Here is a 24938-nt window from a genome sequence, read left to right as displayed (position 1 = left end):
CGGATTTATGTGGAAATCCCATAGTGTTATGAAACGCACAGTGTGACGAATGGGTCCAAATCCGTCACATGTCAGTGCAATGCAACATAAGCCTTTGAAATCGACGCGGTTTAGTTAAATTTGGCGCGGCGCGCAGCGTGGCATCGCTTCGAATTGCCGCTTATGTTAGCCACACGCGGACCCTTTTTGAGCCCTTCTCACATCATGTCGCTGCACAATCGCCCGGTGAAAACCGGAGACCATGTCTTCCTCGTCGACGGCTCGTCGTTCATTTTCCGCGCCTATTTCCAATCGATTCGGCAGGATGCGAAATACAATTATCGGTCGGACAATCTGCCGACCGGCGCCGTGCGTTTGTTCTGCAACAAGCTTTTCCAGTTCGTCCGCGAGGGCGCGGCGGGGATCATGCCGACGCACCTCGGTATTATTTTCGACAAATCGGAAAATTCGTTCCGCCGCGAAATCTACCCGCCCTACAAGGGCAATCGCTCCGAGCCGCCGGAAGATTTGATTCCGCAATTTCCGCTGATGCGGGCGGCTGTCCGCGCCTTCGGCCTTCTGCCGATCGAACAGGACCGTTACGAAGCCGACGATCTCATCGCGACCTATGCATGCCAGGCGCGCGCGCGCGGCGCCGATGTACTAATTATATCGGCGGACAAGGATTTGATGCAGCTCATCCGCGACGGCGTCGCCATGTACGATCCGGCGTCGGGCGAAGCGGGGGCCAAAGGTGCGCGCGAGGAGCGGCGTATCGGCCTCGCCGAAGTGCAGGATTATTTCGGCGTGCCGCCGGAAAAGGTGATCGATGTGCAGGCGCTGGCCGGCGACTCGACCGACAACGTACCGGGCGCGCGCGGCATCGGCGTCAAGACCGCGGCGCAACTCATCAATGAATATGGCGATCTCGATACATTGCTGGCGCGCGCCGGCGAGATCAAACAGCCCAAGCGCCGCGAAATTCTTACTGCGCCCGAGAGCGTCGAACTGATCAAGGTTTCGAAGCAGCTCGTCACACTCGTCCGCGATGTCGCACTCGACGTGCCGCTCGACGATCTCGGTCTGGAGCAACCTGAGGGCAGGACACTCGTCGGCTTCCTCAAGGCGATGGAATTCACGTCGATCACCAAACGCGCCGCCGAAACGTATGGCGTTGTGGCGGAAGCCATCGACGCTGACAGTGCTTTTGTTGGCGCCGCTGGCTGGCGTGGCCGCAATGGCGACATCATCGAAACCGTTGAGGCGATCGAAGAAGCCGAAGAGAAGATCGAGGAAGCCAAACCCGCACCGTCAGGACCGCGCAGGAATGCGCGCTATGGCGAAGCACCGCAGCGCCAGATCGCGCCATCCGGACCGGCGGAGCTTGCCGCCGCACGCGCGGCGCTAGCGCTCGCCTCATCCTTTGACCGCAGTACCTACAAGACGATCTCAGACTTCGCTGCGCTCGATACGATCATTGCCGCAGCTTTCGACGCCGGATTCGTCGCCATCGACACCGAGACCTCGTCGCTCGATCCGATGCAGGCCGAGCTTATCGGTGTCTCGCTCTGCGTTGTGGAAGGGCAGGGCGTCTACGTGCCGCTGCGCCATCGCGGCGAGGGCGCGGGCGATCTGTTTGGCGGCGACGCGCTGCTGCGGGGTCAGTTGCCCGACGGCGATGTGCTTGCGCGGCTGAAGCCGCTGCTCGAATCCGAAAGCGTCTTGAAGATCGCGCATAATTCCAAATTCGATACGCTTGTGTTCAGGCAGCACGGCATTGCGATGCGGCCCATCGACGATACATTGCTGCTCTCGTACGTACTCGACGCCGGCCTGACCGATCACGGCATGGATGTGCTGAGCGAGAAATTCTTCCACCATAAGCCGCTGGCGTTCGGCGAGGTCGCGGGCTCAGGCCGTACATTCATCGGTTTCGCGCGTGTGCCCATCGATAAAGCGACCGAATATGCGGCGGAAGACGCCGACGTCACTCTGCGGCTGTGGAATGTGCTGAAGCCGCGCCTGCCGGCCGAGCGCATGACTAGTGTCTATGAGGCGCTGGAGCGGCCGATGGTCGAGGTGCTTGCGCGAATGGAAGCGCGCGGCATTTCCATCGACCGGACGATTCTCTCGCGTCTGTCCGGCGAATTTGCGCAGGACATGGCGCGGCTAGAGGCCGAGATATTCGAACTCGCGGGCGAGAGCTTCAACCTTGGCTCGCCGAAACAATTGGGCGACATTCTCTTCGGTAAGATGGGCCTCTCCGGCGCGCGAAAGACGGCGACGGGTGCCTGGTCGACGGCGGCGGGCGTGCTCGAAGATTTGGCCGAGGAAGGCAATCACTTCGCTGGCCGTATTCTCGACTGGCGGCAACTCTCAAAGCTGAAATCAACTTACACCGACGCGCTGCCAGGCTACGTCAATCCGCGTACGCATCGCGTTCATACCTCCTATGCGCTCGCCGCGACGACGACAGGTCGACTTTCGTCGTCCGAGCCGAATTTGCAGAACATTCCGATCCGCACCGAGGCAGGGCGAAAAATCCGTCGTGCGTTCATCGCGACGCCTGGGCACAAACTCATCTCGGCGGATTATTCGCAGATCGAATTGCGGCTTCTCGCGCATATCGCCGACATTCCGCAATTGCGTCAGGCGTTCGCGGACGGCCTCGACATTCACGCGATGACGGCCTCGGAAATGTTCAGCGTGCCCATCGAAGGCATGCCATCGGAGGTGCGCCGCCGCGCCAAGGCGATCAATTTCGGCATCATCTACGGCATTTCCGCGTTCGGTCTCGCCAACCAGCTCGGCATTCCGCGCGACGAGGCCGGCGCTTACATCAGGCAATATTTTGAGCGCTTTCCCGGCATCCGCGCTTACATTGACGCGACGAAGGCAACCGCCCGTGCGCAAGGCTATGTGACGACGCTCTTCGGCCGCAAATGCCATTATCCGCGCATCAATGCGTCGAACCCGTCGGAGCGCGCCTTCAACGAGCGCGCGTCGATCAATGCGCCGATTCAGGGGTCAGCCGCCGACATCATCCGCCGCGCCATGGTGCGGATGGAGGGTGCGCTGGATAGGGCAGGGCTCTCGGCGCAAATGCTTCTGCAGGTGCATGATGAACTCGTCTTCGAAGTGCCGGATGCCGAGGTCGAGGCAACGATCGCGCTGGTGCGCAAAGTGATGGTGGACGCGCCGCATCCGGCGGTGCAACTCTCGGTGCCTCTGCAAGTCGAGGCCAAGGCGGCGCAGAACTGGGACGAGGCGCATTGAGTGACGCCATAGCGCCGCCGCCCTTGTGGCTCGCGCTGCCGTTCGCGGGGCTTTTGCTCTCCATCGCGCTCGGGCCGATCCTGGCGCGGCGTATATGGCATGTGCATTACGGCAAGGCTGCCGCCGTCTGGGCCGCGCTGGCGCTTGTTTCGCTGTTCGCAACGCAAGGTTTGACGCCGACTCTCGCATCGCTCGCCCACACGTTGCTCGCGGACTATCTGCCCTTTATCCTCATGCTGTTCGCGCTTTACACGACCGCAGGCGGCATTGTCGTTTCCGACCTTGCGCCGGCGACACCGCGCGTCAATACGCTGCTTTTGGCGACAGGGACATTGGCGGCGAGCCTTGTCGGCACGACCGGTGCGGCAATGATTTTCATCCGGCCAGTGCTGCAGGCAAATGCCCAGCGCCGACATAAAGTTCACGTCATCATCTTCTTCATTTTTCTCGTCGCAAACGTTGGTGGTGCGCTGAGCCCGCTTGGCGATCCACCGCTGTTCTTCGGCTTTTTGCGAGGCGTCGATTTCTTCTGGCCGGCGCGCCATTTGTGGCCGCAGTTTGCGCTCGTCGCAGGTCTGCTGCTGGCTTTGTTCTTTGTTCTCGACACTTATTTTCACGCGAAAGAGCCGAAGATCACGCCGGAACGGACTTTGCTCGAAATTCGCGGACTGCCAAATGTCGCGCTTATCGCCGCTGCGGTTCTCACGATCATCGGCAGCGCAATCTGGCGTCCGGGTATCGACTTTGAAATTCTGGGTACGCACATTGCCCTGCAGGATCTTTTGCGCGGCATTGCCTTGCTTGCCATCGGTCTCGTTTCGATTACGCTGACACCGCAGGCCGATCACGAGGCCAATCATTTTTCCTGGGAGCCGTTAGAAGAGGTCGCCAAACTCTTCGCGGCAATCTTCATCTGCATCATTCCGGTGATGGCGATGCTGACGGCGAAGACGCACGGGCCGTTTGCGCCGGTGATCGCATTCCTGTCTCGCCCTGACGGCGCGCCGCACGATGCGGCCTATTTCTGGACGACCGGGTTGTTGTCATCGATACTCGATAATGCGCCGACTTATCTCGTCTTCTTCGGGCTCGCCGGCGGCGACGCAACGGTGCTTTCAGGCGAGCTGGCTCGCACGCTCGCGGCGATCTCGCTCGGCGCGGTCTTCATGGGCGCGCTGACCTATATCGGCAATGCGCCGAATTTCATGGTCTATGCGCTGGCGCGCCGCGCCCGCGTGCCGATGCCGAGCTTCTTCGGCTATCTGCTCTGGTCGAGCGTGAGTTTGGTGCCGGTGTTTGTTTTAGTGACGCTGATATTTTTCGTGTGATGGTCAATCCGCGGCGTTCGCGTCCTTCAACTCATGCTTCATCATCAGCGGCACCTGCGCGATGGTAAACAGGAAGATGACGATCACGACGCCGGGGAATTTGAATGCGACCCAGACATTGTTGGATTGCGTGCGCCAGATGATCTCGTTGAGGATCGCAAGCCCCAGAAAGAACACGCCCCAGCGCAAGGTGAGAATGCGCCAGCCTTCCTCGGTCAATGGCATGGCATTGTCGAGGACGATTTCGAGGATCGGCTTCTTCAGATAAAGGCCGCCGAGCAGCGCCAGACCGAAGATCGCATAGAGGAACGTCGGCTTCATCTTGATGAAGCGCGGGTCTTGAAAATAGAGCGTCAACGCGCCGAAGATCACGACGAGGATCGCGGTGACGAGCGGCATCACCGGCAGGCGGCGCAATTGCATGTAAGACACGACGAGCGCGATGAGCACGGCCGGGATCAGCACCACGGTCGCGGTGAAGAGGCCGGCATTTTCACCCACAAGCAGATGCGCGGGCAGGACAAGATGTGCGAAGGGCGCAAAGAGCTTCGGCCGTGAGTTGGCGAAGAAAAAGAGCAGCAGCGGGCCCAGTTCGAGCGTCATCTTGAGCCACGGCGGTGGCCCCGGTTTTTTGGTGAGTGGCTTTTCGGCAGTTTCGCTCATGTGTTGATGCTCATTCGTCGAGCCCGGCGATGGCGCGGGCAAAATCGCGGGCCGTGAAGGATTCGAGATCGTCGGCACTTTCGCCGACGCCGATGAAATGGATCGGCAGTTTGAACTTTTCGGCGATCGCGACAAGAATGCCGCCACGCGCGGTGCCGTCGAGCTTGGTCATCACGAGGCCGGTGACACCGGCGACGCGGCTGAAAATCTCGACCTGGTTCAGCGCGTTCTGGCCCACCGTGGCATCCAGCACGAGCAGCACGGCATGTGGTGCCTCGGGGTCGAACTTCTTCATCACGCGGATGATCTTTTCGAGCTCGGCCATCAATTCGGTGCGGTTCTGCAAGCGCCCGGCGGTGTCCATGATGAGCAGATCGGCATTCTGTTCTCGCGCAGCCTTCAAGGCGTCGAAGCCGAGGCCCGCTGCGTCGCCGCCGCTCTCTCGCGCGATGACATCGCAATTGAGACGCGCTCCCCAGATGCGCAATTGCTCGATCGCCGCGGCGCGAAATGTGTCGCCGGCCGCCAACACCACCTTCAACCCGTCGTCGCGGGAAAATTTGGCCGCGAGCTTACCAATCGTCGTCGTCTTGCCCGAGCCGTTGACGCCGATGACCAGGATGACGAAGGGTCGTTTGCTTTTGTCGATTTCGAGCGGCTGGGCGAGCGGGTCGAGCACGGTCTCGATTTCCGTCGCGAGAATGTTCTTCACTTCGTCGGGGCTGACGTTTTTGTCGTAGCGGCCTTTGGCGACCGCCTCGGTGATCCGCAGCGACGCCGCGGCGCCGAGATCGGCGCGGATCAGCACATCCTCAAGCTCTTGCAGAGTGTCCGCGTCGAGCTTCCGCTTCGAGAAAATATCATTGATGCCGCCGCCAATGGCCTGCGACGAGCGCGATAGACCTTCGCGCAGCCGCTTCCACCAGGAGAGCTTTGGTGGCGGCTCCAAAACGGGCGGCGCAGGTTCGGCTTCGGGCGCGGTTTCAAGCGCCATAGATATGGGTGCCGTCGGCGCCTCGATCTCGCCGTCGCGAGGCACCGTCTCCGCCTCGGCCTGAGCCTGTGCAGCCGGTTCCTTGCGGCCGCGCAGCCGGTCGAGAAGGGAGCGCTTCGGCTGTGCCGCTCCCGGTTTATCCGCGTCCGCCAATATGCACCTAGGTTTGTTGTTCGGGCCGCTTTCTATATGGCTGCGGGCGCAGCCGATACAAAGCGGGAATTTGCCGGAAAAGGCGCCGCCGCTTGGCAACGCCAATCGCTCGAAGGGTCATTTCGGCGGCGCTACCTCATACCAGGTATTGTTGGAAATATACCAAGTACGGCCGGATTGCTGATCGATCCTGTAAAGCCAATAGCTTCCCTTTTTGTCTTCGCTGGTCACGCCATACACGTGATAATTCCCGAGCGGCACAGGCTTAGGGTCCGCCACTGTCAGGAAATTCGCTCCGCCGCCGAACAGATAGTTGACCTGACCGCTTGCGACATTGGTGCGAAAGACCGTCGGAGCCTCATTGAGGCCTGGCCGTATCAACGTCAATTCATAGGCTGAATCGGCAAACGCCACTCCGGCGGCGCCCAAGCTCACCGCGAGAAAAAGCGCGGTGGTGCTGATCAATTTTGGCAAATTTTTCATCGCTCAACCTCCTCATTTGGGCAGGCGAGCCCAGTCGAGAACGGTCAAGCTTTAGCGCGTATGGGCTGTTTTTGCCATTGAGCTGCGCGGCGGAGGCGCCCCACATCAGCGATCGGCGATGATCTCATCCGGCGTGGCAAAATGGGCGACGACGTCGCGGCCGTCCGACGGCGGCTCGGCAAGCCGGGCGCGGAAGGGCAGACTGTCACCGCCCTGGAGCACATGGCGCGCGGGCGCAACCTGCCACGTGTAAAGCTCATGCCCGGCAGCATCGAGAACGGCCAGCCGGATGGGCGGCACAGCGGCTTCTTCCTGGCGTTGATTGAAGATGATTCCTTCGACGCCGAGAAAAACCTCGCCATTCATGCGCGTGAGCACGGTGTGGAGGTCGCGGATCGCCAAGCTTTGCTGGCTAATCGGGATTCCGATATCGGCATAAAGTCGGCCGGCTTCGGGCCATGCGCGAGCGATTGCGTCGCGTGATGCGATGAGGCCCATAGCTAGGGCGAGCGCGGCGGTGCCGGCCAGGAATTTGCCAGCAAACCCGCCTCCGCGCGGCCGGAGCGCCCGCGGCAACGGGGCCGCAATGGTGCGGACATAGTCTGGCTGCTTCGGTGGCGGCTCTTCTTCTGGCGAAAAATGCGGTGCGGCCTTAATGAAGCCCGCTGCCTCCGGCAGGCAGGGTGCGGCCAGCCAGACGGTCTCACAGCGTGGGCAGGCTACGCGCCGCCCGTTCGGGCCCAGCGCCGCCTTGGTGATGTGGTAGGACGCAGCGCAGCCGGGACAGTCGATCAGCACGTTCGGCTCAAACCGGTTGAAGAACGGCGGAACGAGTCATTTCCCGCCTGATGATCCAATCGTCGGCTGGTATGGTTAACCCGCAGTTAAAGCCAGTGATGGTTAAAACTGGTGATTCGGCGCGGCCATCGCCCGCGGGAGTTTGTCTTGGTCCGTTTTGAGAACGTCGGCCTGCGTTATGGGATGGGCAATGAAATCTTGAAGGACATCAGCTTCGAGATCGAGCCGCATTCGTTTCAATTCCTGACCGGGCCCTCTGGCGCCGGCAAGACGACATTGATGCGCCTCATCCTGCTGTCGCTGAAGCCGACGCGTGGATTGATCTCGCTCTTCAACCGGGATTCCGCCCAGCTCAGCAAGGATCAGATCACCGATCTGCGTCGCCGCGTTGGTGTCGTGTTTCAGGATTTCCGGCTGCTCGACCATCTGACGACCTATGAGAATGTCGCGCTGCCTTTGCGCGTGCAGGGCCGCGACGAATCCGCGTATCGCGCCGAAGTCGTGGAACTGCTGCGCTGGGTCGGCCTCGGCGATCACATGCATGTTCTGCCGCCGGTGCTCTCGGGCGGTGAAAAGCAGCGCGCGGCGATTGCGCGCGCGCTCATCGTCCGGCCGGAACTGTTGCTTGCCGACGAGCCGACGGGCAATGTCGATCCGACTTTGGCGCGGCGGCTTTTGCGGCTGTTTGCCGAGTTGCACAAGTCCGGCACGGCCGTCGTCATCGCCACGCATGATCTGGCTTTGATGGATCAGTTCGAGACCGCGCGCCGCCTCGTGCTCGGCGACGGCCGGCTGCATATCTATGAGTAAGCGCGCATGATCTATGTGCAATCCGAAGAGGGACACAGACTCGGGCGTTTTGCGGATGACGCTGCTGCGGGCATGCGCAAGGACGTACCGCTGGTGCCGGCGACCTCGATTGCCGGGCGGGCGCTGGTCACTGTCGTCGCCATCATGACCTTTCTCGCCGGACTGACGGCGGGTGCGGCGATGCTGATCGCGCATTCCGCCGACGATTGGCGCGGGCAGGTGGCGCGCGAAATGACGATTCAGGTCCGTCCCGTTGACGGGCGCGATCTCGATGCCGATACGACCGCGGCGGTTGCCGCCGCGCGTACTGCGGCGGGCATTGCCGATGTCTACGCCTATAGCAAGGCGCAATCGGAGGCTTTGCTCGCGCCCTGGCTCGGTACGGGCCTCGATCTCTCCGAATTGCCGGTGCCGCGGCTCATCGTGGTGAAGCTCGACCCGAAGGCCACGCTCGATGTCGAGGCCCTGCGCAAGGCGGTGATGGACAAAGTGCCGAATGCGACGATCGACGATCACCGGCTGTGGCTCCAGCGCCTCTCGGTGATGGCGGGGACCGTGGTCGTCATCGCCTTCGTCATTTTCGCGCTGGTGATGCTGGCGATGGTTCTGGCCGTAGGATTCGCGACGCGCGGTGCGATGGCGGGCAATCGCGAAATCATCGAAGTTCTGCATCTCGTCGGCGCCGCCGACGGCTATATCTCGCGGCAGTTTCAGCGGCATTTCTTTCGTCTGGGCTTACGCGGCGGTCTGATCGGCGGCGGCGCGGCGCTCTTGGTTTTCCTGCTGTCGAGCTCCATATCGGCGTTGATGCGTGCGACCGCGGGCGGCGACCAGATCGAAGCCATGTTCGGCAGCTTTTCGCTCTCGCTGAAGGGTTATGCCTTGATCGCGCTCATTGCGGGCGCGGTCGCGGTCATCACCGGGTTCGTCTCGCGCATCATCGTTTTCCGGCATCTGCGCCGCTTGACATAACCAGCATCCTGCGGCTCCTCACGCCATGACCCAATCGACTGTCCCTGATCCCGTCTCGCGCCGGCGCACCTTTGCGATCATCTCGCACCCCGACGCCGGCAAGACCACGCTCACCGAAAAGCTGCTGCTCTTCGGCGGCGCCATTGCGTTGGCCGGTGAAGTGCGCGCCAAGGCCAACCGCCGCCAGACGCGGTCCGACTGGATGGGCATCGAGCGTGAACGCGGCATCTCCGTCGTCACGTCAGTGATGACGTTTGAATATGGCGGCCGCGTCTTCAACCTGCTCGACACGCCGGGCCACGAGGACTTTTCCGAAGACACATATCGCACGCTGACTGCCGTCGATTCGGCGATCATGGTGATCGACGCCGCCAAGGGCATCGAGGCCCGCACGCGCAAGCTCTTCGAAGTCTGCCGGCTGCGCGACATTCCGATCGTCACCTTCATCAACAAGCTCGACCGCGAAAGCCGCGATCCGTTCGATCTTCTCGATGAGATCGAAAAGACCCTGGCGCTCGATGCTGCGCCGATCACCTGGCCGCTGGGCTCGGGCCGCGATTTCGCCGGCGTCTACGATCTTCGCAAGAATGTCGTGCGCCGGTTGGATGCGGCGGATCAGCCGCTGAGCGTCACGGGACATGACGATCCCGCGTTGATGGCGATTCTTCCGCCGCTTGAGGCCGAGGCGATCCGCGATCAGCTCGAACTTGCGCGCGGCGCGCTCAAGCCATTCGATAAACAGGCTTTCCTCGAAGGCCATTTGACGCCGGTTCTCTTCGGCAGCGCATTGCGCACGTTCGGCGTCGCCGATCTCATCGATGCGCTCGCCGAATTCGCACCGCCGCCGCGCGGGCTTGAGGCGGCGAGCCGCCATGTCGATCCGCGCGAGCCGAAAATGAGCGGCTTCGTCTTCAAGATTCAGGCGAATATGGACCCGAACCATCGCGACCGGATCGCTTTCATGCGGGTCTGCTCCGGCAAGCTCGTGCGGGGAATGAAAGCGAAGCTCGTGCGCACCGGCAAGAACATGGCGCTCAACGCGCCGCAATTCTTCTTTGCGCAGGATCGTCAGCTTGCCGACGAAGCCTACCCCGGTGACGTGGTCGGCATTCCAAACCACGGCACATTGCGCATCGGCGATACGCTGACGGAAGGCGAGGACCTCGTGTTCCGTGGTGTGCCGAGCTTCGCGCCGGAAATCCTGCGCCGGGTCAAAATCTCCGACGCCATGCGCGCCAAGAAATTGCGCGAAGCCTTGCAGCAGATGGCGGAGGAGGGCGTCGTGCAACTCTTCCTGCCAAACGACGGCTCGAATGCGATGGTCGGCGTCGTCGGCGCTTTGCAGCTCGACGTTCTCGTCGAACGGCTCGCGGCTGAATACGGGCTTCAGGTGTCGCTTGAGACGTCTCGCTTTGAGCTTGCGCGCTGGGTAACTTCTGAGGACCCAGCGGAACTCGAGAAATTCGCCCGGGCCTATCCATCATCGATGGCGGTCGATCTCGACGGCGCGCCAGTCTATCTCGCCGCCTCCGCGTGGGACTTGCGCTACGAGCAGGAGAAATGGCCGCAGGTTACATTCGCCGATATCAAGGATTATCAGAAGTCCGAAACCGGCAAGGGCCGTCAGAAGGCGTTGGTGTAACCGCGCTTGCTCGTCAGCGTCAGCCAGAGAATTTCGATGTCGAGCCACATCGACCAATTGTCGATGTAGAAGAGATCGTGCTCGACACGGGCGCGCATCCGGTCGTCGCTCATGCCGCCGCGATAGCCGTTGATTTGTGCCCAGCCGGTGATGCCAGGCTTCATGTTGTGCCGGCGCGCATAGAGAGCGATGCGTCGCTCGAACATCTGATCGATGACAAGCGCGTGCGGGCGGGGGCCGACGAGCGACATATCGCCGAGCAGCACGTTAAAGAGCTGCGGCAGTTCGTCGATATTGTGCCGGCGGATGAAGTCGCCGACACGCGTCACGCGAGCATCGCCTTTCTTGACAAGCGTAAGATCGGCGCTGTCCTCAAGCGTGCTCATCGAGCGGAATTTGTAGATACGAAAGGGCTGCTGATTGAAGCCGTAACGCCGCTGCCGGAATATTACGGGACCGCGGCTATCGAGTTTGATCGCAAGCGCGATCATGCAAAACAAGGGCGAGAGCAAGAACAGACCAAGTGCGGAAAGGACGACGTCGAATGTGCGCTTGGCAATGCGTTCCGGCAAATTCAGCGGGTCGCGGACGATATTGAGGCTCGACACCGGCCCGATCTTGGTGACGCGTGCATCGGTAAAACGATCGAGCACGCGCTCGGGGCCGAGGTGGATCGAAGTCGGCACGTGCAGAAAAGCCTGCACGGCGGCATCGATCGACGCCTTGTCGTCCCAGGGGATGAGGATGAAAACATCGTCGGGCTTCAGCATCCGGGCCGAGGCCCGGGCCAGGGTGAGGTCTTCTTCAAGACTGTCCGAACCCCGCAGAACGGCGGCCGCCACGATATGAACGCCATAGATCCAGGGCTCGAAACGCTTCGTGAAGGCTTCGATCTCCTTCTCATGTCCGAGCAGGAAAATGCGGTGCGCGGCAACCCCGCCTTGGCGTGCGCGTGCGCGGGTGTGGATCGTGATGAGGAGTCGGACGGCGTTGACCGCGATGAAGCCGCCGGCAAACAAGATAAAGAGGGCGAGCGTATTCGCGTTTGAAAGCGGACGCCGCGAAACCAAAAGCATCAGCGTGCACAGGATGGCGACGGCCCAAGGGATGATCGCGCGCTGCAGCAGACGGTCGAACGTCAAATATTTCATCACGCCGTAATCGCCCCGGATCGCGGCGACGGAGACGAAAAAGGTCGCTGTCAGAAGGCCGAGGCGGGCGTAGGTACCGGGCGGCAAGCTGAACGATGCGCCGTTGAGTGCGAGATGTGCGAGATAGGCGCAGATTGCGATGGCTGCGAAATCAGCCGCGGCGGCGAACAACGCAAAGCCGCCCCGCAGCAAATGCGTGCTGCGGCGGCGTGGCAACGCTTGCGCCCAACTCGCATAGGCGCGCGGCCCTGGCTCTGTCTTGCCGCGAAACATTCAGGCGGTTCCGAAGTGTGGCACGGGTGCGTCTCAAAACGACACGCGGGTGACCCAAGGCGCGACGCATTGGCGCCGATGGGGGGCGAGTCAAGCCGAATGCCGCAACTCGCATACCGGGGCACGCGTAAAGCGTGCAGAAATGCACATCGCGTGCTTTTAATGTAACGTTTAAGCTTATCGTTGTTTTTTGGTAACACCGCGAAAGTGACGGGCCCGCCCGCTTGACGCCCCGGACGCGGCAAAGCATCGTCCGCCGGCTCAGTTCCGGAGGTCGAAATGGCTGCAATCCAAGTTTCCGTCCGCGCGCGCCGCGCGCTGTTCGGCGTCGCGGCCACGCTTGTTGCGGCGTCGTCCTGTGTGGCGCCTTTTACGGCTTCCGCGCGGCCGATCATTCCGGCCGAGCGGCGCTATGATGCCTATGCGGGCGTCTTGCCGACTTGCGCAGACCCCGGCGTTGTCGAGCGCATCCGCTCGCTGTTTCATGATCGTGAGACTGAATTTTGGAAATCCGGCCTCGAAATCCAGAACCTCGGCAATGTTCGCGAAACCGGCTTCCGGCCCGATGGACTCGACCATATTCCGCGGCGCTATTGTGAGGCGCAGGTCTATTTGAACAATCAGTCCGTGCGTCCCGTTTCCTATTCGATCGTCGAGGACGCGGGCTTTATTGGTTTTAGCTACGACGTCGAATGGTGCGTCGGCGGATTTGATCGCGACGACGCATATGGCGGTAATTGCCGCGACGCGCAGCCGTGATCTTCGATAGCATGCGCGTTGGCCAGTTTCTCGCGGCGATCTTCGTCGCTGGCACCTGCGCATTGTTATCCTCCGCGTGCGTCGCGCAGGACTCCGGCTGCATTCTCGACAATTGCGCCGACAAGAAACCGTTGCCGCCGCCTCAGATATCTCCACAAGCTCCCGCGCCCGAGGCGCCGTCCCCGCAAGCTCCCGCGCCTGAAACGCCCGCAACGAATGCGGACAGCAGTGGCAGCAGCGGCGGCTGGAGCCCCAATGCGCCGCAGCCGAGCGGTGCGAGCACGCCCGGCGATTTCGATTTCTATGTCCTGTCGTTTTCCTGGTCGCCGGGTTTTTGCGCGCTGGGCGGCGCTGAAAAGTCGCCCGACCAATGTCACGACGGCGTCAATCTCGGCTTTGTCGTTCACGGCTTATGGCCGCAATACAATCAGGGTTTCCCCTCCGATTGCGGTGGCGTCACGCCATCCTGGCTCGTGCTGCAATCGATACAGGGTCTTTATCCCGACGTCGGGCTTGCCCGCTACGAATGGCGCAAGCACGGCACCTGTTCCGGCAAAAGTCCGACGGCTTATTTCGCTGATGTGCGCCGCGCGCACGATCTGATCGTCATCCCGCCCGTGTTTCAGAATGAGCAGAGCGAGCAGGAAATTGCGCCGCTCGATATTCAACGCGCGTTCTTCACCGCCAATCCACGCCTGCGGCCAGGGATGATGTCGATCGAATGCGTCAACGGCGAATTGTCGGAGGTTCGCTTCTGCCTGTCGAAGGACGTGCGCAACTTCGTGCCGTGTCCGGAGGTCGTGCGTCAGTCCTGTCGGGCGCAGGATATCTCTGTCGCGCCGATGCGGTAGGCGACCACGGATGAACTACCGCCACGCCTTTCACGCCGGCAATTTCGCCGACGTCTTTAAGCACGTCATCCTGACGCGCATTCTGGTTTATCTCGCGCTGAAAGAGACGCCGTTTCGCGTCGTCGACACGCACGCGGGCGAAGGCTTTTACGATCTTTCCGATGAGCGCGCGGCGAAGACGGCGGAATGGCGCGGCGGAATCGGCCGGCTGCTCGAGGCGACACCACCGTCCGACATCGCGGCGCTTCTTGCGCCCTATCTTGCGATTGCTACACCCTTGCTCGCCGATGTGCCGCCGCATTATGTCGGATCGCCCGCGCTCGCTCTGAAACTTTTACGGCCGCAGGACCGGATGATTTTTTGCGACGCACATCCCGAGGTGATTGCGTCTTTGAGGACACAGCGTGCGTTCAGCCGCGACCCCCGGGTTAAGATCGTCGAGATCGATGGCTATCAGGCGCTCAATGCTTTCATTCCACCGCGCGAGCGCCGCGGCGTCGTTGTGATCGATCCGCCATTCGAAGCAAAAACGGAATTCGATGATCTCAAAGCCGCGCTCACGCTTGGGGTGCCGAAGTGGCCAACAGGAACATATCTCGTCTGGTTTCCGGTCAAAGATCTTGGCGCCGTCGCCCGATTCAGGTCAGGCCTCGAAGCGGCGTTGGCGAGTCTTGGCGTTCGGAGTGCCCTGTATCTGAAGCTCGCGGTTGACGTGCCACGGTCGGATGGACCGCTCGTGTCCAGCGGTCTGATAATTCTCAATCCCCCCTTCACACTTGCCGTAGAAGCGCAGCAGATTTTGCCGTATCTTGCCAAAACCATGGCCAACATGGATCGGGGCGACGCCGAAGTCGCATGGCTCAAGCACTGACCGAAAGGCTGGCTTGCGGACTGTGCGGGAATAGGCTTTTGCGGCGCTGCGAAGAAATAATCGTCGGTCAAAGCATCGACGTGGAAGTCAGGGAGAGAAATATGCCGCAGCAGGGAACTGTGAAATTCTTCAATGCGAACAAGGGCTTTGGCTTCATCACCCCGGACGGCGGCGGCCCTGATATTTTCCTTCATATCACCGCAGTGGAACGCGCCGGCCTGTCGAATCTCAACGAAGGGCAGCGGGTAAGTTTTGAGACCGAGCCGGACAAGAAGGGCAAAGGCCCCAAAGCCGTCGACCTGCACGTCGTCTAGCGCGCCAGCCCTTTGCACCGCCGCTTGCGAGAGCGGCGGGACATCGCGGTCTAACCTTTATTAGACGTTAACCCCGGGGTATGTGCCATGCCGGCATGTATCCCGTTGCGCGTTTTAGGGGCATTAAAGGAAGTGGACCGATGATGATTTTGCGTTCGGCGCCGGCTTCGCCGTTCGGACGGAAGGCGAAGATTGCCGCCGATCTGCTAGGCCTGCACGATGCGATCGAGGTTGTTTTCGCCGATACCAACGATCCGAACGATTCGCTGCCGACGCAAAATCCGCTCGGCAAGATTCCCGTGCTGATCCTCGACGACGGCAGCAAGCTCTACGATAGCCGCGTCATCGTCGAATATCTCGATGCGCTCGCCGGCGGCGGCCGGCTCATTCCATCCGCGTCGGCGGCACGCTGGCGCGTCCTGAGCGCTGCGGCGCTCGCTGATGGTATGAACGACGCGGCACTGCTGATCATCTACGAAAAGCGGTTCCGGCCGGCCGAGCTTTGGTCGCAAGCTTGGATGGAGCGTCAGGCGCAAAAGATTACCCGCGCGCTGGCGGTCTTTGCTGCCGCGCCGCCCGCCGGCATTCGTGACATTTCTCACATCGGTCTTGCCTGCGCGCTCGGTTATCTCGATCTGCGCTTCGCGGGTGCCTGGCGCGGCGAATACCCGGCGCTTGTCGCGTGGCTCGATGCTTTCGCGGCGGACGTGCCAGCCTTCGAGGCGACACGTCTCAAAGACTAGCAGGCTGCTGAAAAACCCTCTTCCTTTGCGGGGCTGATCGTGATTCCATTTCGTTGGGAGACAGCAGCATGCGCGGCAGTGACGAAGGTTCGGGACAGCTTTTCAGTTATGTTGATCTGGAGGCGCGGGTGCGCCGTGATCATCCGTTGCGAGTGATCCGCGCGATCGCCAACGAGGCGCTCGGAGCCCTGGCGGCGGATTTCGCGGCGCTCTATTCGAAGGTCGGCCGTCCGTCGATCCCGCCGGAACGGCTGCTGCGGGCGATGCTGTTGCAGGCTTTCTATTCAGTTCGCTCGGAACGCCAGTTGATGGAGCGGCTCGATACTGACTTGCTGTTTCGTTGGTTTGTCGGGCTCACCATCGACGATCCGGTGTGGGATGCGACGGTGTTTTCCAAGAACCGCGATCGTCTGCTCGATGGGGCGATCGCCGCGAAGTTCCTCGCCGCCGTGCTGGCCCAGCCGCGCGTCAAAAGGCTGATCTCGTCGGATCATTTCTCCGTCGATGGCACGCTGATCGAGGCTTGGGCCTCGATGAAAAGCTTCAAGCCGAAGGACGATTCAGGGGATCAGCCGCCGTCAGGTCCTGGCCGCAACGCCGAGGCGGATTTCAAGGGTGAGAAGCGCTCGAACGAGACACATGCCTCGACCACTGACCCCGAGGCCCGACTTTATCGCAAGGGGCCGGGCATGGAAGCAAAACTCGCTTTCCTCGGCCACGCCTTGATGGAGAACCGTTGCGGCCTCATCGTCGATGCCTGTCTCACGCCCGCCAACGGCCATGGCGAACGCATCGCGGCGCTGGCCATGATCGAGCCGCGCGCCGATCGGCCAAAAGCCATCACGCTCGGCGCCGACAAGGGTTATGACGCGGCCGATTTCGTCAATGAACTGCGAACCATGAATGTGCGTCCGCACATCGCGCAAAATATCAGCGGCCGGCGTTCAACCATCGACCGGCGAACAACGCGCCATCAGGCCTATTCGGCGAGCCAGCGCATTCGTAAACGGATCGAGGAGGCCTTTGGTTGGATGAAGACCATCGCCGGGCAGCGCAAGACGAAGTTTCGCGGCGTCGATCGCGTGGGCTGGGCCTTCGCCTTCGCCTTCGCCGCCGCAGCCTACAACCTCGTCAGACTACCGAAATTGATTGAGGAGATGACACCATGATGCCACCTAAGGCGTCGCTCATCACAGCCACATCCGCCGACCGTCATCATCGACAAAGCCATTCTCGGAAAGTCAGCAGCAACTCTCTCCGCGCCTGAAGCACCGCAATTTTTCAGCAGCCTGCTAGAAGTGATAGTTCACACCGGCGCGCAGCGTTGAAAGGCTGAGGCCGGGACGCGCGAAATCGGGCGTTCCGCTGAACAGCGTGCCAGTGCCGTAATCGCTGTAGAGGTATTCGGCCTTGACGGAGACATTCCGCGTTATGGCGTATTCCACACCAGCGCCGATCGTCCAGCCGTTCAAATAGGTCGATTCATTGGCATAGATATTCGGTGAGATACCAAAATCGGTGAGCGAGCTCTTGAGGTTTGCGCCGGTATAACCGCCAGTGATGTAGACCATCGTGTGGTTGAAGGCATAGCCGAAGCGGGCGCGGATCGAGCCTTCGGCGTTGATGTTGCCGTTCGCGGTGGCGCCGGGGAAGGGATTGTTCGTGCCGCTGACGCCGCCAAAATTGATGTCGCCTTCGATACCGGCGACGAGCGGGCCGGATTGGTAGTTGTAACCCGCCTGAATGCCGAAGAGACCACCGGATGCATCGCCGAAATAGGGGCCGCCATCATGCGTGAATCGGCCGAAGCCGAAGGCCGCACTGGCACCGACATAGGCGCCCGTCCAGGTGAAGATCGGTGCCGGCTCATAATAAGGCGCCGGCGAATAGGGAGGCAGATCGGCAGCCAGCGCCGGAAAGCCAGCCACCAAAAATGCGCTCGCCAGAAGCAGCCGTCTCATCTCTCACCTCTTCACACAATAACTCTTGGCGAAGAGGATTAGGATGGGCTGGTTACCTAAAACTTAAATAAAGACTTCGTAAAAAACAAAAATATTTGAATAATAACTCATTAACCATGCCTATAAATGTCCATGAATACTTATGATTAACGGGAATTAAGACGTTTGCGTCGGAACCTCTCGTCTCGCGCGCCGAAATTGCCTAAACAGGCGCGGGCATCAAATCGAGGACGTATCATGGCGCGCAAGGCTGCTCTCGTAACGGGCGCTGCCCGCAGAATTGGACTTGCGATTGCCGAACGTCTTGCGGGTGCGGGCTATGATCTCGCCATCCATGCCAGCGACGCGACGCGGCCGGAGGCCGACGAAGCGGCCGCGCGTTTGCAGGCGCAGGGGCATAAGGCCGTCGTCATCGCTGCTGAATTGAGCGATCCGGCACAGCCGGCACGCATCATCGAAACGGCCAAGGCCGCGCTCGGTCCGCTTAGCGTTCTCATCAACAATGCCTCGATCTTCGAGCATGATTCCGCCGACGCGATCGACGTCGCTCTGTTCGACAAGCTCATGGCGGTGAATCTGCGCGCGCCCTTGCTGCTGGCGCAGCATTTCGCCGATCAGGTGCCGGACGGCGCAGCGGCGGTGATCGTCAATCTCGTCGATCAGCGGGTTTGGCGGCCCACGCCGCAGTTTTTCTCCTATAGCGTCACCAAGGCCGGGCTTTGGTGGGCGACGCAGACGATGGCGCAGGCCTTTGCGCCACGCCATATCCGCGTCAACGCGATCGGGCCGGGGCCGGTGTTGCCGAATATTCCGCAAGGCGATGCCAGTTTCGAGAAAGAGGTCGCTGGCGTGTTGCTCAAACGCGCCGTAGCGCCGGCGGAAATCGCCGATGCCGTGCTCTACCTTGTCGAAGCGCAAAGCGTGACCGGCCAGATGATTGCGGTCGATTCGGGCCAGCATCTCGCCTGGCAGACGCCGGATATTCCGGAAGCATAGGGACGCTGAAGCTAATCTGCGCTGGGCAGGCGGCGGATGGTGAATTCGATCTTTCCGTCGTCAAGTTCGCGCCAGAACTCGATTTCGGTCATGTAGGCGGCTTTCGGAAAGGCGCTGAACCATTCGCGGGCTTTGTCGCGCGCTTCGACACGAGGCAGCGTGAAGGTCTCGCGCCGCCAAGCGCCGGGTGACTCGCGCTTAGGCCGCTTGCCGAGCCGGCGGGCGATTTCGGAAGGTGTCTTGCCTAAAGGTGACTTGCCCAAAACTGTCTTGCGTCCCGCACTCATGTCGCGGCTCCCGCAGATTAGATAAGACGCTTTCTGGCGTTCGCCAGTTACCCGAGAGGATACTCAGCCTCGACAAGATAAGGGCCGCCGCCGGTCGACGCCCGTGCGGAGAATAGAACAAACCGTGTCGCCTCGAAGCGGCGGGAAAAGAAGCCGCGCGTCGCAAGGTACGCGGCGACCGCGGTCGAGGACGCATCGCGCAGCCGCGCGAGTGTGACATGCGGGGTGAACTTGCGCGGCTCGGGCGGGATGCCGAGGCGCCGCATTAAACGCTCTTGTTCGGCCTGGAGTTCGACAAGCGGCGCGGCCGGCTTTGCCTTGGCAACAATGGCGCGGGGTTTGCCGCCGCCAAAGGAATCGAGGCTTTCGAGAGTCACCGTGAAAGAAGGCCGGCGGATTTGCTCGAGCGTGCCGCAGACGTCGCGCGCGGTCGCATAATCGATGTCGCCGATGAAGCGCAATGTCAGATGATAAAATTCGGTATCGATCCAACGGGCGCCGGATATACCTCCGCGCAGCATCCCGAGATCGCTGGCAAGGTCAGAAGGAATCTCGAGGCCCGTGAACAAACGGGGCATGGGATCCTCCTCTCGTGACGACCCAAGCGCGCAAGGCGCGAGATGGTCTGATCATCTTGCGAGACGGCCTGCGCAACGTCTTGAGGACGAAGCCCGAATCGATCTCGCCCATTTATTGTGGACCGGAATCCCTTTTTGAGAAAGATCGAGCCTGCGAAATTTATTGCGCCGCAATCGCGCGCACAAAATTCTCGGTGAGTGGCAGCATTTGCGCAACAATCTTCCGGACGCCGTCGTGGTTCGGATGAAGCCCGTCATTCAGTTGCAGGCTTTTATTGCCCGTAACGCCCTGCAAGAAGAACGGATAGAGCGGCACTTTGTATTTTGCCGCGAGCGACGGATAGATGGCATCGAACGTGCGCCCATATTCGGCGCCAAGGCTGGGCGAGGCCAACATGCCGGCCATCAGCACTTTGATGTGCCGGGCGGCGAGCCTGGCGAGGATCGTATCGAGCGTCGCGCGCGTGCGGGCAGGGTCAAGACCGCGCAACATGTCATTGGCGCCGAGTTCGAGGATGACACCATCGGCGCCGGCCTGCAGCGCCCAATCAAGCCGCGCGAGGCCATCCTCGGCCGTATCGCCGGAAACCCCGGCATTCGCGATGCGGACATCATAGCCCGCGCCGCGCAGCGCTTTTTCGAGCACCACGGGGAAAGCCGCATCGGCTGGCAACAAATACCCGGCCGTGAGACTGTCGCCAAAGGCGACGAGCTTGATCGTCTTGGCGGCGGCCGGCGCGAGGCCAAGCCCGAAAACCGCCGGAATCGAAAGTGCAAGTCCCATCAGGAACGGCACGCGCAATCTGGATGTGATGATGAAAGATGATAATGCGGCGATCATATTCGATAATGTCGATTTGAGCCTCGGCCGCGGCGCGGCGCGTGTCCATATCCTGAAAAGCATCTCCTTGACCATCGCGCGCGGCGAAGCCGTGGGCCTTATAGGGCCGTCCGGTTCAGGCAAATCCACGCTGCTGATGGCGATGGCCGGGCTTGAGCGCCCGGATTCCGGCAGCGTGATTGTCGATGGGGTGACTCTGGATGGACTTAGCGAGGATGCGCTGGCACGGTTTCGTGGCGCGCGGATCGGCATTGTGTTCCAGTCTTTTCATCTGATCCCGACAATGACCGCGCTGGAGAATGTCGCCGTGCCGCTCGAACTCGCCGGAGAGGCGCGAGCCCAGGTGCGCGCCCGTGATGAACTCGCGGCGGTGGGGCTCGCCGCGCGCTTTGATCATTATCCGGCCGAACTCTCTGGCGGCGAACAGCAGCGCGTCGCGCTAGCGCGTGCCCTGGCGCCCAACCCGTCGATCCTCATTGCCGATGAGCCGACCGGCAATCTCGACGAAGAGAACGGGACGCTCGTCGTAGACCTTTTGTTCGCCCTGCAACGCGCGCGTGGCGCGACGCTCGTTCTTGTCACGCATGACCAAAGTCTGGCCAAACGCTGCGATCGCGTCGTGCGTTTAAGGTCGGGCCGCGTAATGGCGGCCGGGCCGGAATTCGAAAAGGCCACATCCCAAACGTAGTAAACGATCGGTAAATGCATCTTTACCTAAAAACTAACCGAAAAATTACGCCTTGGGGTGCATAAGCGCGCATTGTTATGTTCTCGCCGGCGCTAAAAAGCAATGGATTCGTTCGCCAAGTCTGCGCACAAATTCAGTATCTGGAGTCTTGTGAGCCCCGGCGCGACGCCGCAAGCGCGCGCTCCGGAACGAGTTCACGCGCCTGTGCCGATCTCGACGTCTGGTGAGACGACTCCGGCGGCGCGGGTATTGGCCGATCACCGGCGGCGGCCCGTTGGCAGACTCGTTCGGCCGAGCCTGCGTCCCTTCGCCGGAAAATGTACGCTCCCGAACGGCGCGAAGCTTTCCTGCGAAACGAAGCGCGTCGAGCCGGAGCGGATCGAAGTCGCTTATAACGAGGGGAATGAGGCCGACGCGAGCCTGACGCCGAATACGAAAGTCGGCCTCGATCTCGATTTCTTCGGTTTCGTCCGCGGCACAGTCAGCACAGCCTCCGCGACCGGTTTCGCGATGGCGCCGGATCTCATTTATCACGAAATGCTCGTTGCCAAGCTGGCTGAGCTTTATACGCCCGCTGGTTCGCTGGACGAGGAACGGAGCAATCTTGATCGCCTGATGGCGCGCATTACCTTGCGCAATCCGGCCTGCATCTATCAGCTGATCGATGCTGATACTGGCTTGTACCACGCAAAGATTGCGTTGCTTTCGCATAAGGTCGCGACGCTGCGCACGGCGCAAATTCAGCGCTCCGGGACTCGTCTGATCCTTGGCCGCGCGATCGCCTATGCGGGAACCGTGGTACGCAGCTTCGAAAGTGGCTTCACCGTCGAGTTCGACGAATTGCTCGACGAATTGCACGAGCATCTGACCTTCGGCTGACCCCCACTTCGCCACAAAGAGATGGCACGGCAGATGGCATGTCCGTCTCTGCCGCATACCCTTGGTCGCTCGCCCTTCGCCTGGCGTTGCGGGATTTACGCGGCGCGCGCTCTGGCTTTCTCATTCTGCTGGCGTACCTCGCGCTTGGGCTGATGACCATCGTCGGCGTGGGGTCGATCACGCGCTCGTTGGCGCAAGGCTTGGTCGAAAAGGGCCGTATCATTCTCGGCGGCGATATGTCCTTCGATCTCGTCCAGCGCGAGGCGACGGGCGACGAACTTCGCGTCTTGGCTTCGCACGGGCACGTCGCGTCCGTCGCGCTGGTAAGGGCGATGGCCCGGCGTGCCGATGGCGACAGTGCGCTCGTCGAGATCAAGGCTGTCGATCAGGCCTATCCGACCGGTGGCACTTTGGGCCTGCGCCCGGCGCAAAATCTTGCCGACGCCTTCGAGTTGCGCGATGGAGCCTATGGCGTCGCCGCCGACGCGACCTTGCTGGCGCGTCTTGACCTCAAATTAGGCGACCGAATTTCAATCGGCGCCGCGACTTTCACTGTGCGCGCCATTTTGACAAACGAGCCGGATAAGCTCGCCGCGGGCATCGTATTCGGTCCACGCGTGCTGATGTCACAGGCTGCATTGCGGGCTACGCAGCTTTTGCAGCCCGGCGCATTGGTCCGTTGGCTTTACCGGCTGTCGTTGCGGCCCGGCGAAGTGCCAAACGATGTGAAGGCCGAAGTCAACAAGGCGCTTCCAACCGCCGGCTTTGAGATACGGACGTGGAAAAATGTCGCGCCGGAATTTTCGCGCGACCTCGACCATTTTAGCCAATTCCTGATCCTCGTCGGCCTTAGCGCGCTGCTGATCGGCGGCATCGGTATTGCCAATGCGGTCGCGAGTTTCGTTGACCACAAAACGCCGACCATCGCGACGCTGAAAGCATTGGGCGCCTCGGGCGTCTTCGTCTTCTCTATGATGCTGGCCGAGGTGATGGCGATGGCCAGCCTTGGAATGGTGCTCGGCATTGCGGCCGGTGCGGCATTGCCGTTTGTGTTGGCGGCGGCCTTCGGGACTTTGCTGCCATTTCCGTTTGCGCCGGCGGTCTTTCCGCTGGAAATCGGAGCGGGTTTTCTCTACGGCGTGTTGACGGTTTTGACATTCGCAATGCTGCCACTTGGCCGGGTACATGATCTTCCGGTTTCAGCCTTGTTTCGCGACGAGATCGCGCCACAAAGACCACGGCTCAAGCGATTTTATCTTCTTGCTTTCGCCCTCGCGGCGGGCGGCCTCGCGTTGTCGGTCGTGATTTTCTCACCCGACCGCAAACTGGCGCTGATCTTCATTATCGCGTCACTCGGTGCTTTCGCCTTGCTGCGCGGCGCGGCGGCTCTTGTCATGTTTGGCGCGAGGCATATCCGCGCGCGGGATGTCGAATTGCGGCTGGCGCTGGCCAATCTGCATCGCCCCGGCGCGCTGACGCCGATCATCGTTCTCTCGCTCGGGTTAGGGCTCACATTGGTCGTGGCGCTCGCCCTCATCAATGGCAATCTGCAAACGCTCTTCAGCCACGGCCGGACAGGTGCGACGCCTGACTTCTTCTTTCTCGGCGTCGAGAAGGCGCAAACGCCCGACTTCCGAGGCTTCGTCGAAGCTCATGCGCCGCAGGGAAGACTTGAACTCGTGCCGATGTTGCGCGGCCGTATCGTCCGGCTCAACGGCGTGGCCGCCGAAAACGCGAAAGTCAGCAGCGAGAGCGCCTGGGCACTTCTGGGCGATCGCGGCATCACGTTTTCGGCTGCGCTGCCCGAGGGGTCGAAACTCGTCGCGGGTTCCTGGTGGCCGAAAGATTACGCCGGGCCGGCAGAGGTTTCGATGGCGTCGGATATTGCCGCAGGCCTCGGCCTCAAGATCGGCGACGAGATCAGCGTCAATGTCCTTGGGCGGGAGATCGCGGCGCGGATTACGAATTTGCGAAAAGTCGATTGGACAAACCTCGGCATCAATTTTGTCCTGGTCTTCACGCCCAGCGCATTCGCCGGCGCGCCCTATTCAAATCTCGCGACGCTGACCTTCGCCGCGCCGCCATCGGACGCACAGATTATGCGCCTCGTGCGCGACGTTGCGAAGGCCTATCCGGATATCGTCAGCCTGCGCGTCAAAGACGCGCTCGACGCCGTCCGGCAAGTGGCCGACGAATTGGCCGCGGCCGTGCGCGGCGCGGCGGCGATCGCGTTACTGGCCGCGACGCTGGTTCTCGCCGGCGCTTTGGCGGCGGGGCAGCACGCGCGGCTCTACGACGTCGTGGTGTTGAAAGTCCTCGGCGCGACGCGGTGGCGGCTTCTCGTCGCACTGATCTGCGAATTTGGAATCATCGGCGCGGCGACGGCGCTTTTCGGCCTCATCGCCGGCAGCGCCGCCGCGTTTGCCATTGTTCATTTCGTCATGAAGCTGGATTTCGCCTGGCTTTGGCCGCGTGCCTTCGAGGCTGCCGCTATCGCGCTTATTGCAGCGATTGCTTTCGGGGTTCTTGGCACATGGCGCATTTTGGGGCGTAAACCCGCCCAATTCTTACGAAATTTATAGGTTTCGGCATGGTCGAAAGCGCGCCGCTGGCCTTGTACGGGTTCGCGCGCTGGGCCATATTATCGG

Annotated in this window: 24 protein-coding genes; 15 read left to right on the top strand and 9 right to left on the bottom strand. The window is 61.3% G+C overall.

Annotation, left to right across the window (positions count from 1 at the left end; genetic code table 11):
- Positions 1–204 precede the first annotated feature (204 nt).
- Together polA and WDN02_RS00895 are read left to right on the top strand one after the other, a co-directional pair.
- Positions 205–3255: a DNA polymerase I gene (polA, locus tag WDN02_RS00900; protein ID WP_337291710.1), complete on the top strand. Its 3051-nt coding sequence runs from the start codon at positions 205–207 to the stop codon at positions 3253–3255.
- A complete protein-coding gene (locus WDN02_RS00895) occupies positions 3252–4583 on the top strand; it encodes a sodium:proton antiporter (protein WP_337291709.1) in 1332 nt (443 codons plus the stop codon). The genes polA and WDN02_RS00895 overlap by 4 nt, the downstream gene beginning before the upstream one ends.
- A gap of 3 nt (positions 4584–4586) precedes the next feature.
- Here WDN02_RS00895 and WDN02_RS00890 read toward each other — a convergent pair whose 3' ends face one another.
- From WDN02_RS00890 to WDN02_RS00875, 4 genes are all read right to left on the bottom strand, one after another.
- Positions 4587–5246 (bottom strand): septation protein A, encoded by a 660-nt coding sequence (locus tag WDN02_RS00890; RefSeq protein ID WP_337291708.1) that lies wholly within the window; start codon positions 5244–5246, stop codon positions 4587–4589.
- A 10-nt stretch (positions 5247–5256) separates the two neighbouring features.
- A complete protein-coding gene (gene ftsY, locus WDN02_RS00885; RefSeq protein WP_337291707.1) occupies positions 5257–6393 on the bottom strand; it encodes a signal recognition particle-docking protein FtsY in 1137 nt (378 codons plus the stop codon).
- A gap of 117 nt (positions 6394–6510) precedes the next feature.
- Entirely contained in the window at positions 6511–6876 is a 366-nt protein-coding gene (locus WDN02_RS00880) for a hypothetical protein (protein ID WP_337291706.1), read from the bottom strand.
- Positions 6877–6981: 105 nt separating this feature from the next.
- Positions 6982–7674 (bottom strand): MJ0042-type zinc finger domain-containing protein, encoded by a 693-nt coding sequence (locus WDN02_RS00875; protein WP_337291705.1) that lies wholly within the window; start codon positions 7672–7674, stop codon positions 6982–6984.
- 147 nt (positions 7675–7821) lie between these two features.
- On the opposite strand from WDN02_RS00875, the gene ftsE reads away from it, so the two are divergent.
- From ftsE to WDN02_RS00860, 3 genes are read left to right on the top strand one after another with little or no spacing between them, the layout of a single operon-like run.
- Positions 7822–8484 (top strand): cell division ATP-binding protein FtsE, encoded by a 663-nt coding sequence (gene ftsE / locus WDN02_RS00870; protein WP_337291704.1) that lies wholly within the window; start codon positions 7822–7824, stop codon positions 8482–8484.
- A gap of 6 nt (positions 8485–8490) precedes the next feature.
- Positions 8491–9456, top strand: a complete 966-nt coding sequence (locus WDN02_RS00865) for an ABC transporter permease (protein WP_337291703.1) — start codon at positions 8491–8493, stop codon at positions 9454–9456.
- A 25-nt stretch (positions 9457–9481) separates the two neighbouring features.
- On the top strand, positions 9482–11098 hold the full coding sequence (locus tag WDN02_RS00860) for a peptide chain release factor 3 (protein ID WP_337291702.1): 1617 nt from the start codon (positions 9482–9484) through the stop codon (positions 11096–11098).
- Here WDN02_RS00860 and WDN02_RS00855 read toward each other — a convergent pair.
- Positions 11080–12522, bottom strand: a complete 1443-nt coding sequence (locus WDN02_RS00855; protein ID WP_337291701.1) for an exopolysaccharide biosynthesis polyprenyl glycosylphosphotransferase — start codon at positions 12520–12522, stop codon at positions 11080–11082. The two genes, WDN02_RS00860 and WDN02_RS00855, sit on opposite strands and share 19 nt — an antisense overlap.
- A 279-nt stretch (positions 12523–12801) precedes the next feature.
- Here WDN02_RS00855 and WDN02_RS00850 point away from each other — a divergent pair, with 279 nt between their 5' ends.
- From WDN02_RS00850 to WDN02_RS00825, 6 genes are all read left to right on the top strand, one after another.
- A complete protein-coding gene (locus tag WDN02_RS00850) occupies positions 12802–13281 on the top strand; it encodes a hypothetical protein (RefSeq protein ID WP_337291700.1) in 480 nt (159 codons plus the stop codon).
- On the top strand, positions 13278–14132 hold the full coding sequence (locus tag WDN02_RS00845) for a ribonuclease T (RefSeq protein ID WP_337291699.1): 855 nt from the start codon (positions 13278–13280) through the stop codon (positions 14130–14132). Before WDN02_RS00850 ends, WDN02_RS00845 begins: the two co-directional genes overlap by 4 nt.
- A 10-nt stretch (positions 14133–14142) precedes the next feature.
- Positions 14143–15003, top strand: a complete 861-nt coding sequence (gene rlmJ / locus WDN02_RS00840; RefSeq protein WP_337291698.1) for a 23S rRNA (adenine(2030)-N(6))-methyltransferase RlmJ — start codon at positions 14143–14145, stop codon at positions 15001–15003.
- A 101-nt stretch (positions 15004–15104) separates the two neighbouring features.
- A complete protein-coding gene (locus WDN02_RS00835; RefSeq protein WP_337294832.1) occupies positions 15105–15317 on the top strand; it encodes a cold-shock protein in 213 nt (70 codons plus the stop codon).
- 140 nt (positions 15318–15457) lie between these two features.
- Positions 15458–16060 carry a glutathione S-transferase family protein gene (locus tag WDN02_RS00830; RefSeq protein WP_337291697.1) on the top strand — a complete coding sequence of 201 codons (603 nt, stop codon included), beginning with the start codon at positions 15458–15460 and terminating at the stop codon, positions 16058–16060.
- A gap of 68 nt (positions 16061–16128) precedes the next feature.
- Positions 16129–17229, top strand: coding sequence for an IS5 family transposase (locus tag WDN02_RS00825; RefSeq protein WP_337291696.1), 1101 nt, complete (start codon positions 16129–16131; stop codon positions 17227–17229).
- A 123-nt stretch (positions 17230–17352) separates the two neighbouring features.
- Here the strand turns inward: WDN02_RS00825 and WDN02_RS00820 are convergent, their stop codons facing one another.
- A complete protein-coding gene (locus WDN02_RS00820) occupies positions 17353–18021 on the bottom strand; it encodes an outer membrane protein (RefSeq protein WP_337291695.1) in 669 nt (222 codons plus the stop codon).
- A 237-nt stretch (positions 18022–18258) separates the two neighbouring features.
- On the opposite strand from WDN02_RS00820, the gene WDN02_RS00815 reads away from it, so the two are divergent.
- On the top strand, positions 18259–19017 hold the full coding sequence (locus WDN02_RS00815; protein WP_337291694.1) for an SDR family oxidoreductase: 759 nt from the start codon (positions 18259–18261) through the stop codon (positions 19015–19017).
- Positions 19018–19028: 11 nt separating this feature from the next.
- Here the strand turns inward: WDN02_RS00815 and WDN02_RS00810 are convergent, their stop codons facing one another.
- The 3 genes from WDN02_RS00810 to WDN02_RS00800 form a co-directional block, all read right to left on the bottom strand.
- Positions 19029–19304, bottom strand: coding sequence for a hypothetical protein (locus tag WDN02_RS00810; protein WP_337291693.1), 276 nt, complete (start codon positions 19302–19304; stop codon positions 19029–19031).
- 47 nt (positions 19305–19351) lie between these two features.
- Positions 19352–19882, bottom strand: a complete 531-nt coding sequence (thpR, locus tag WDN02_RS00805) for an RNA 2',3'-cyclic phosphodiesterase (RefSeq protein ID WP_337291692.1) — start codon at positions 19880–19882, stop codon at positions 19352–19354.
- A gap of 160 nt (positions 19883–20042) precedes the next feature.
- The gene (locus tag WDN02_RS00800) at positions 20043–20666 is read right to left on the bottom strand and encodes an arylesterase (protein WP_337291691.1); all 624 of its coding nucleotides are present in this window, start codon (positions 20664–20666) and stop codon (positions 20043–20045) included.
- A 28-nt stretch (positions 20667–20694) separates the two neighbouring features.
- On the opposite strand from WDN02_RS00800, the gene WDN02_RS00795 reads away from it, so the two are divergent.
- The 3 genes from WDN02_RS00795 (at position 20695) to WDN02_RS00785 (ending at position 24872) form a co-directional block, all read left to right on the top strand.
- Positions 20695–21411, top strand: a complete 717-nt coding sequence (locus WDN02_RS00795) for an ABC transporter ATP-binding protein (RefSeq protein WP_337291690.1) — start codon at positions 20695–20697, stop codon at positions 21409–21411.
- A 102-nt stretch (positions 21412–21513) separates the two neighbouring features.
- Positions 21514–22290 carry a hypothetical protein gene (locus WDN02_RS00790; protein ID WP_337291689.1) on the top strand — a complete coding sequence of 259 codons (777 nt, stop codon included), beginning with the start codon at positions 21514–21516 and terminating at the stop codon, positions 22288–22290.
- Between the two features lie 38 nt (positions 22291–22328).
- The gene (locus WDN02_RS00785) at positions 22329–24872 is read left to right on the top strand and encodes an FtsX-like permease family protein (protein ID WP_337291688.1); all 2544 of its coding nucleotides are present in this window, start codon (positions 22329–22331) and stop codon (positions 24870–24872) included.
- Positions 24873–24938: the final 66 nt, after the last annotated feature.

Origin of the sequence: Methylovirgula sp. (assembly GCF_037200945.1) — a bacterium.
Lineage (GTDB): Bacteria > Pseudomonadota > Alphaproteobacteria > Rhizobiales > Beijerinckiaceae > Methylovirgula.
Note: the sequence above shows the minus strand (reverse complement) of the source record. Positions and strands in the feature narration are given on the sequence as shown.

What these genes read in the sequence shown, in the direction of transcription:
- polA (WP_337291710.1), top strand. Translation starts at nt 205, where the DNA reads ATGTCGCTGCACAATCGCCCGGTGAAAACCGGAGACCATGTCTTCCTC.
- WDN02_RS00890 (WP_337291708.1), bottom strand. Translation starts at nt 5,246, where the DNA reads ATGAGCGAAACTGCCGAAAAGCCACTCACCAAAAAACCGGGGCCACCG.
- WDN02_RS00880 (WP_337291706.1), bottom strand. Translation starts at nt 6,876, where the DNA reads ATGAAAAATTTGCCAAAATTGATCAGCACCACCGCGCTTTTTCTCGCG.
- WDN02_RS00865 (WP_337291703.1), top strand. Translation starts at nt 8,491, where the DNA reads ATGATCTATGTGCAATCCGAAGAGGGACACAGACTCGGGCGTTTTGCG.
- WDN02_RS00860 (WP_337291702.1), top strand. Translation starts at nt 9,482, where the DNA reads ATGACCCAATCGACTGTCCCTGATCCCGTCTCGCGCCGGCGCACCTTT.
- WDN02_RS00855 (WP_337291701.1), bottom strand. Translation starts at nt 12,522, where the DNA reads ATGTTTCGCGGCAAGACAGAGCCAGGGCCGCGCGCCTATGCGAGTTGG.
- WDN02_RS00850 (WP_337291700.1), top strand. Translation starts at nt 12,802, where the DNA reads ATGGCTGCAATCCAAGTTTCCGTCCGCGCGCGCCGCGCGCTGTTCGGC.
- rlmJ (WP_337291698.1), top strand. Translation starts at nt 14,143, where the DNA reads ATGAACTACCGCCACGCCTTTCACGCCGGCAATTTCGCCGACGTCTTT.
- WDN02_RS00835 (WP_337294832.1), top strand. Translation starts at nt 15,105, where the DNA reads ATGCCGCAGCAGGGAACTGTGAAATTCTTCAATGCGAACAAGGGCTTT.
- WDN02_RS00830 (WP_337291697.1), top strand. Translation starts at nt 15,458, where the DNA reads ATGATGATTTTGCGTTCGGCGCCGGCTTCGCCGTTCGGACGGAAGGCG.
- WDN02_RS00825 (WP_337291696.1), top strand. Translation starts at nt 16,129, where the DNA reads ATGCGCGGCAGTGACGAAGGTTCGGGACAGCTTTTCAGTTATGTTGAT.
- WDN02_RS00820 (WP_337291695.1), bottom strand. Translation starts at nt 18,021, where the DNA reads ATGAGACGGCTGCTTCTGGCGAGCGCATTTTTGGTGGCTGGCTTTCCG.
- WDN02_RS00815 (WP_337291694.1), top strand. Translation starts at nt 18,259, where the DNA reads ATGGCGCGCAAGGCTGCTCTCGTAACGGGCGCTGCCCGCAGAATTGGA.
- WDN02_RS00810 (WP_337291693.1), bottom strand. Translation starts at nt 19,304, where the DNA reads ATGAGTGCGGGACGCAAGACAGTTTTGGGCAAGTCACCTTTAGGCAAG.
- thpR (WP_337291692.1), bottom strand. Translation starts at nt 19,882, where the DNA reads ATGCCCCGTTTGTTCACGGGCCTCGAGATTCCTTCTGACCTTGCCAGC.
- WDN02_RS00800 (WP_337291691.1), bottom strand. Translation starts at nt 20,666, where the DNA reads ATGGGACTTGCACTTTCGATTCCGGCGGTTTTCGGGCTTGGCCTCGCG.
- WDN02_RS00795 (WP_337291690.1), top strand. Translation starts at nt 20,695, where the DNA reads ATGATGAAAGATGATAATGCGGCGATCATATTCGATAATGTCGATTTG.
- WDN02_RS00790 (WP_337291689.1), top strand. Translation starts at nt 21,514, where the DNA reads ATGGATTCGTTCGCCAAGTCTGCGCACAAATTCAGTATCTGGAGTCTT.
- WDN02_RS00785 (WP_337291688.1), top strand. Translation starts at nt 22,329, where the DNA reads ATGTCCGTCTCTGCCGCATACCCTTGGTCGCTCGCCCTTCGCCTGGCG.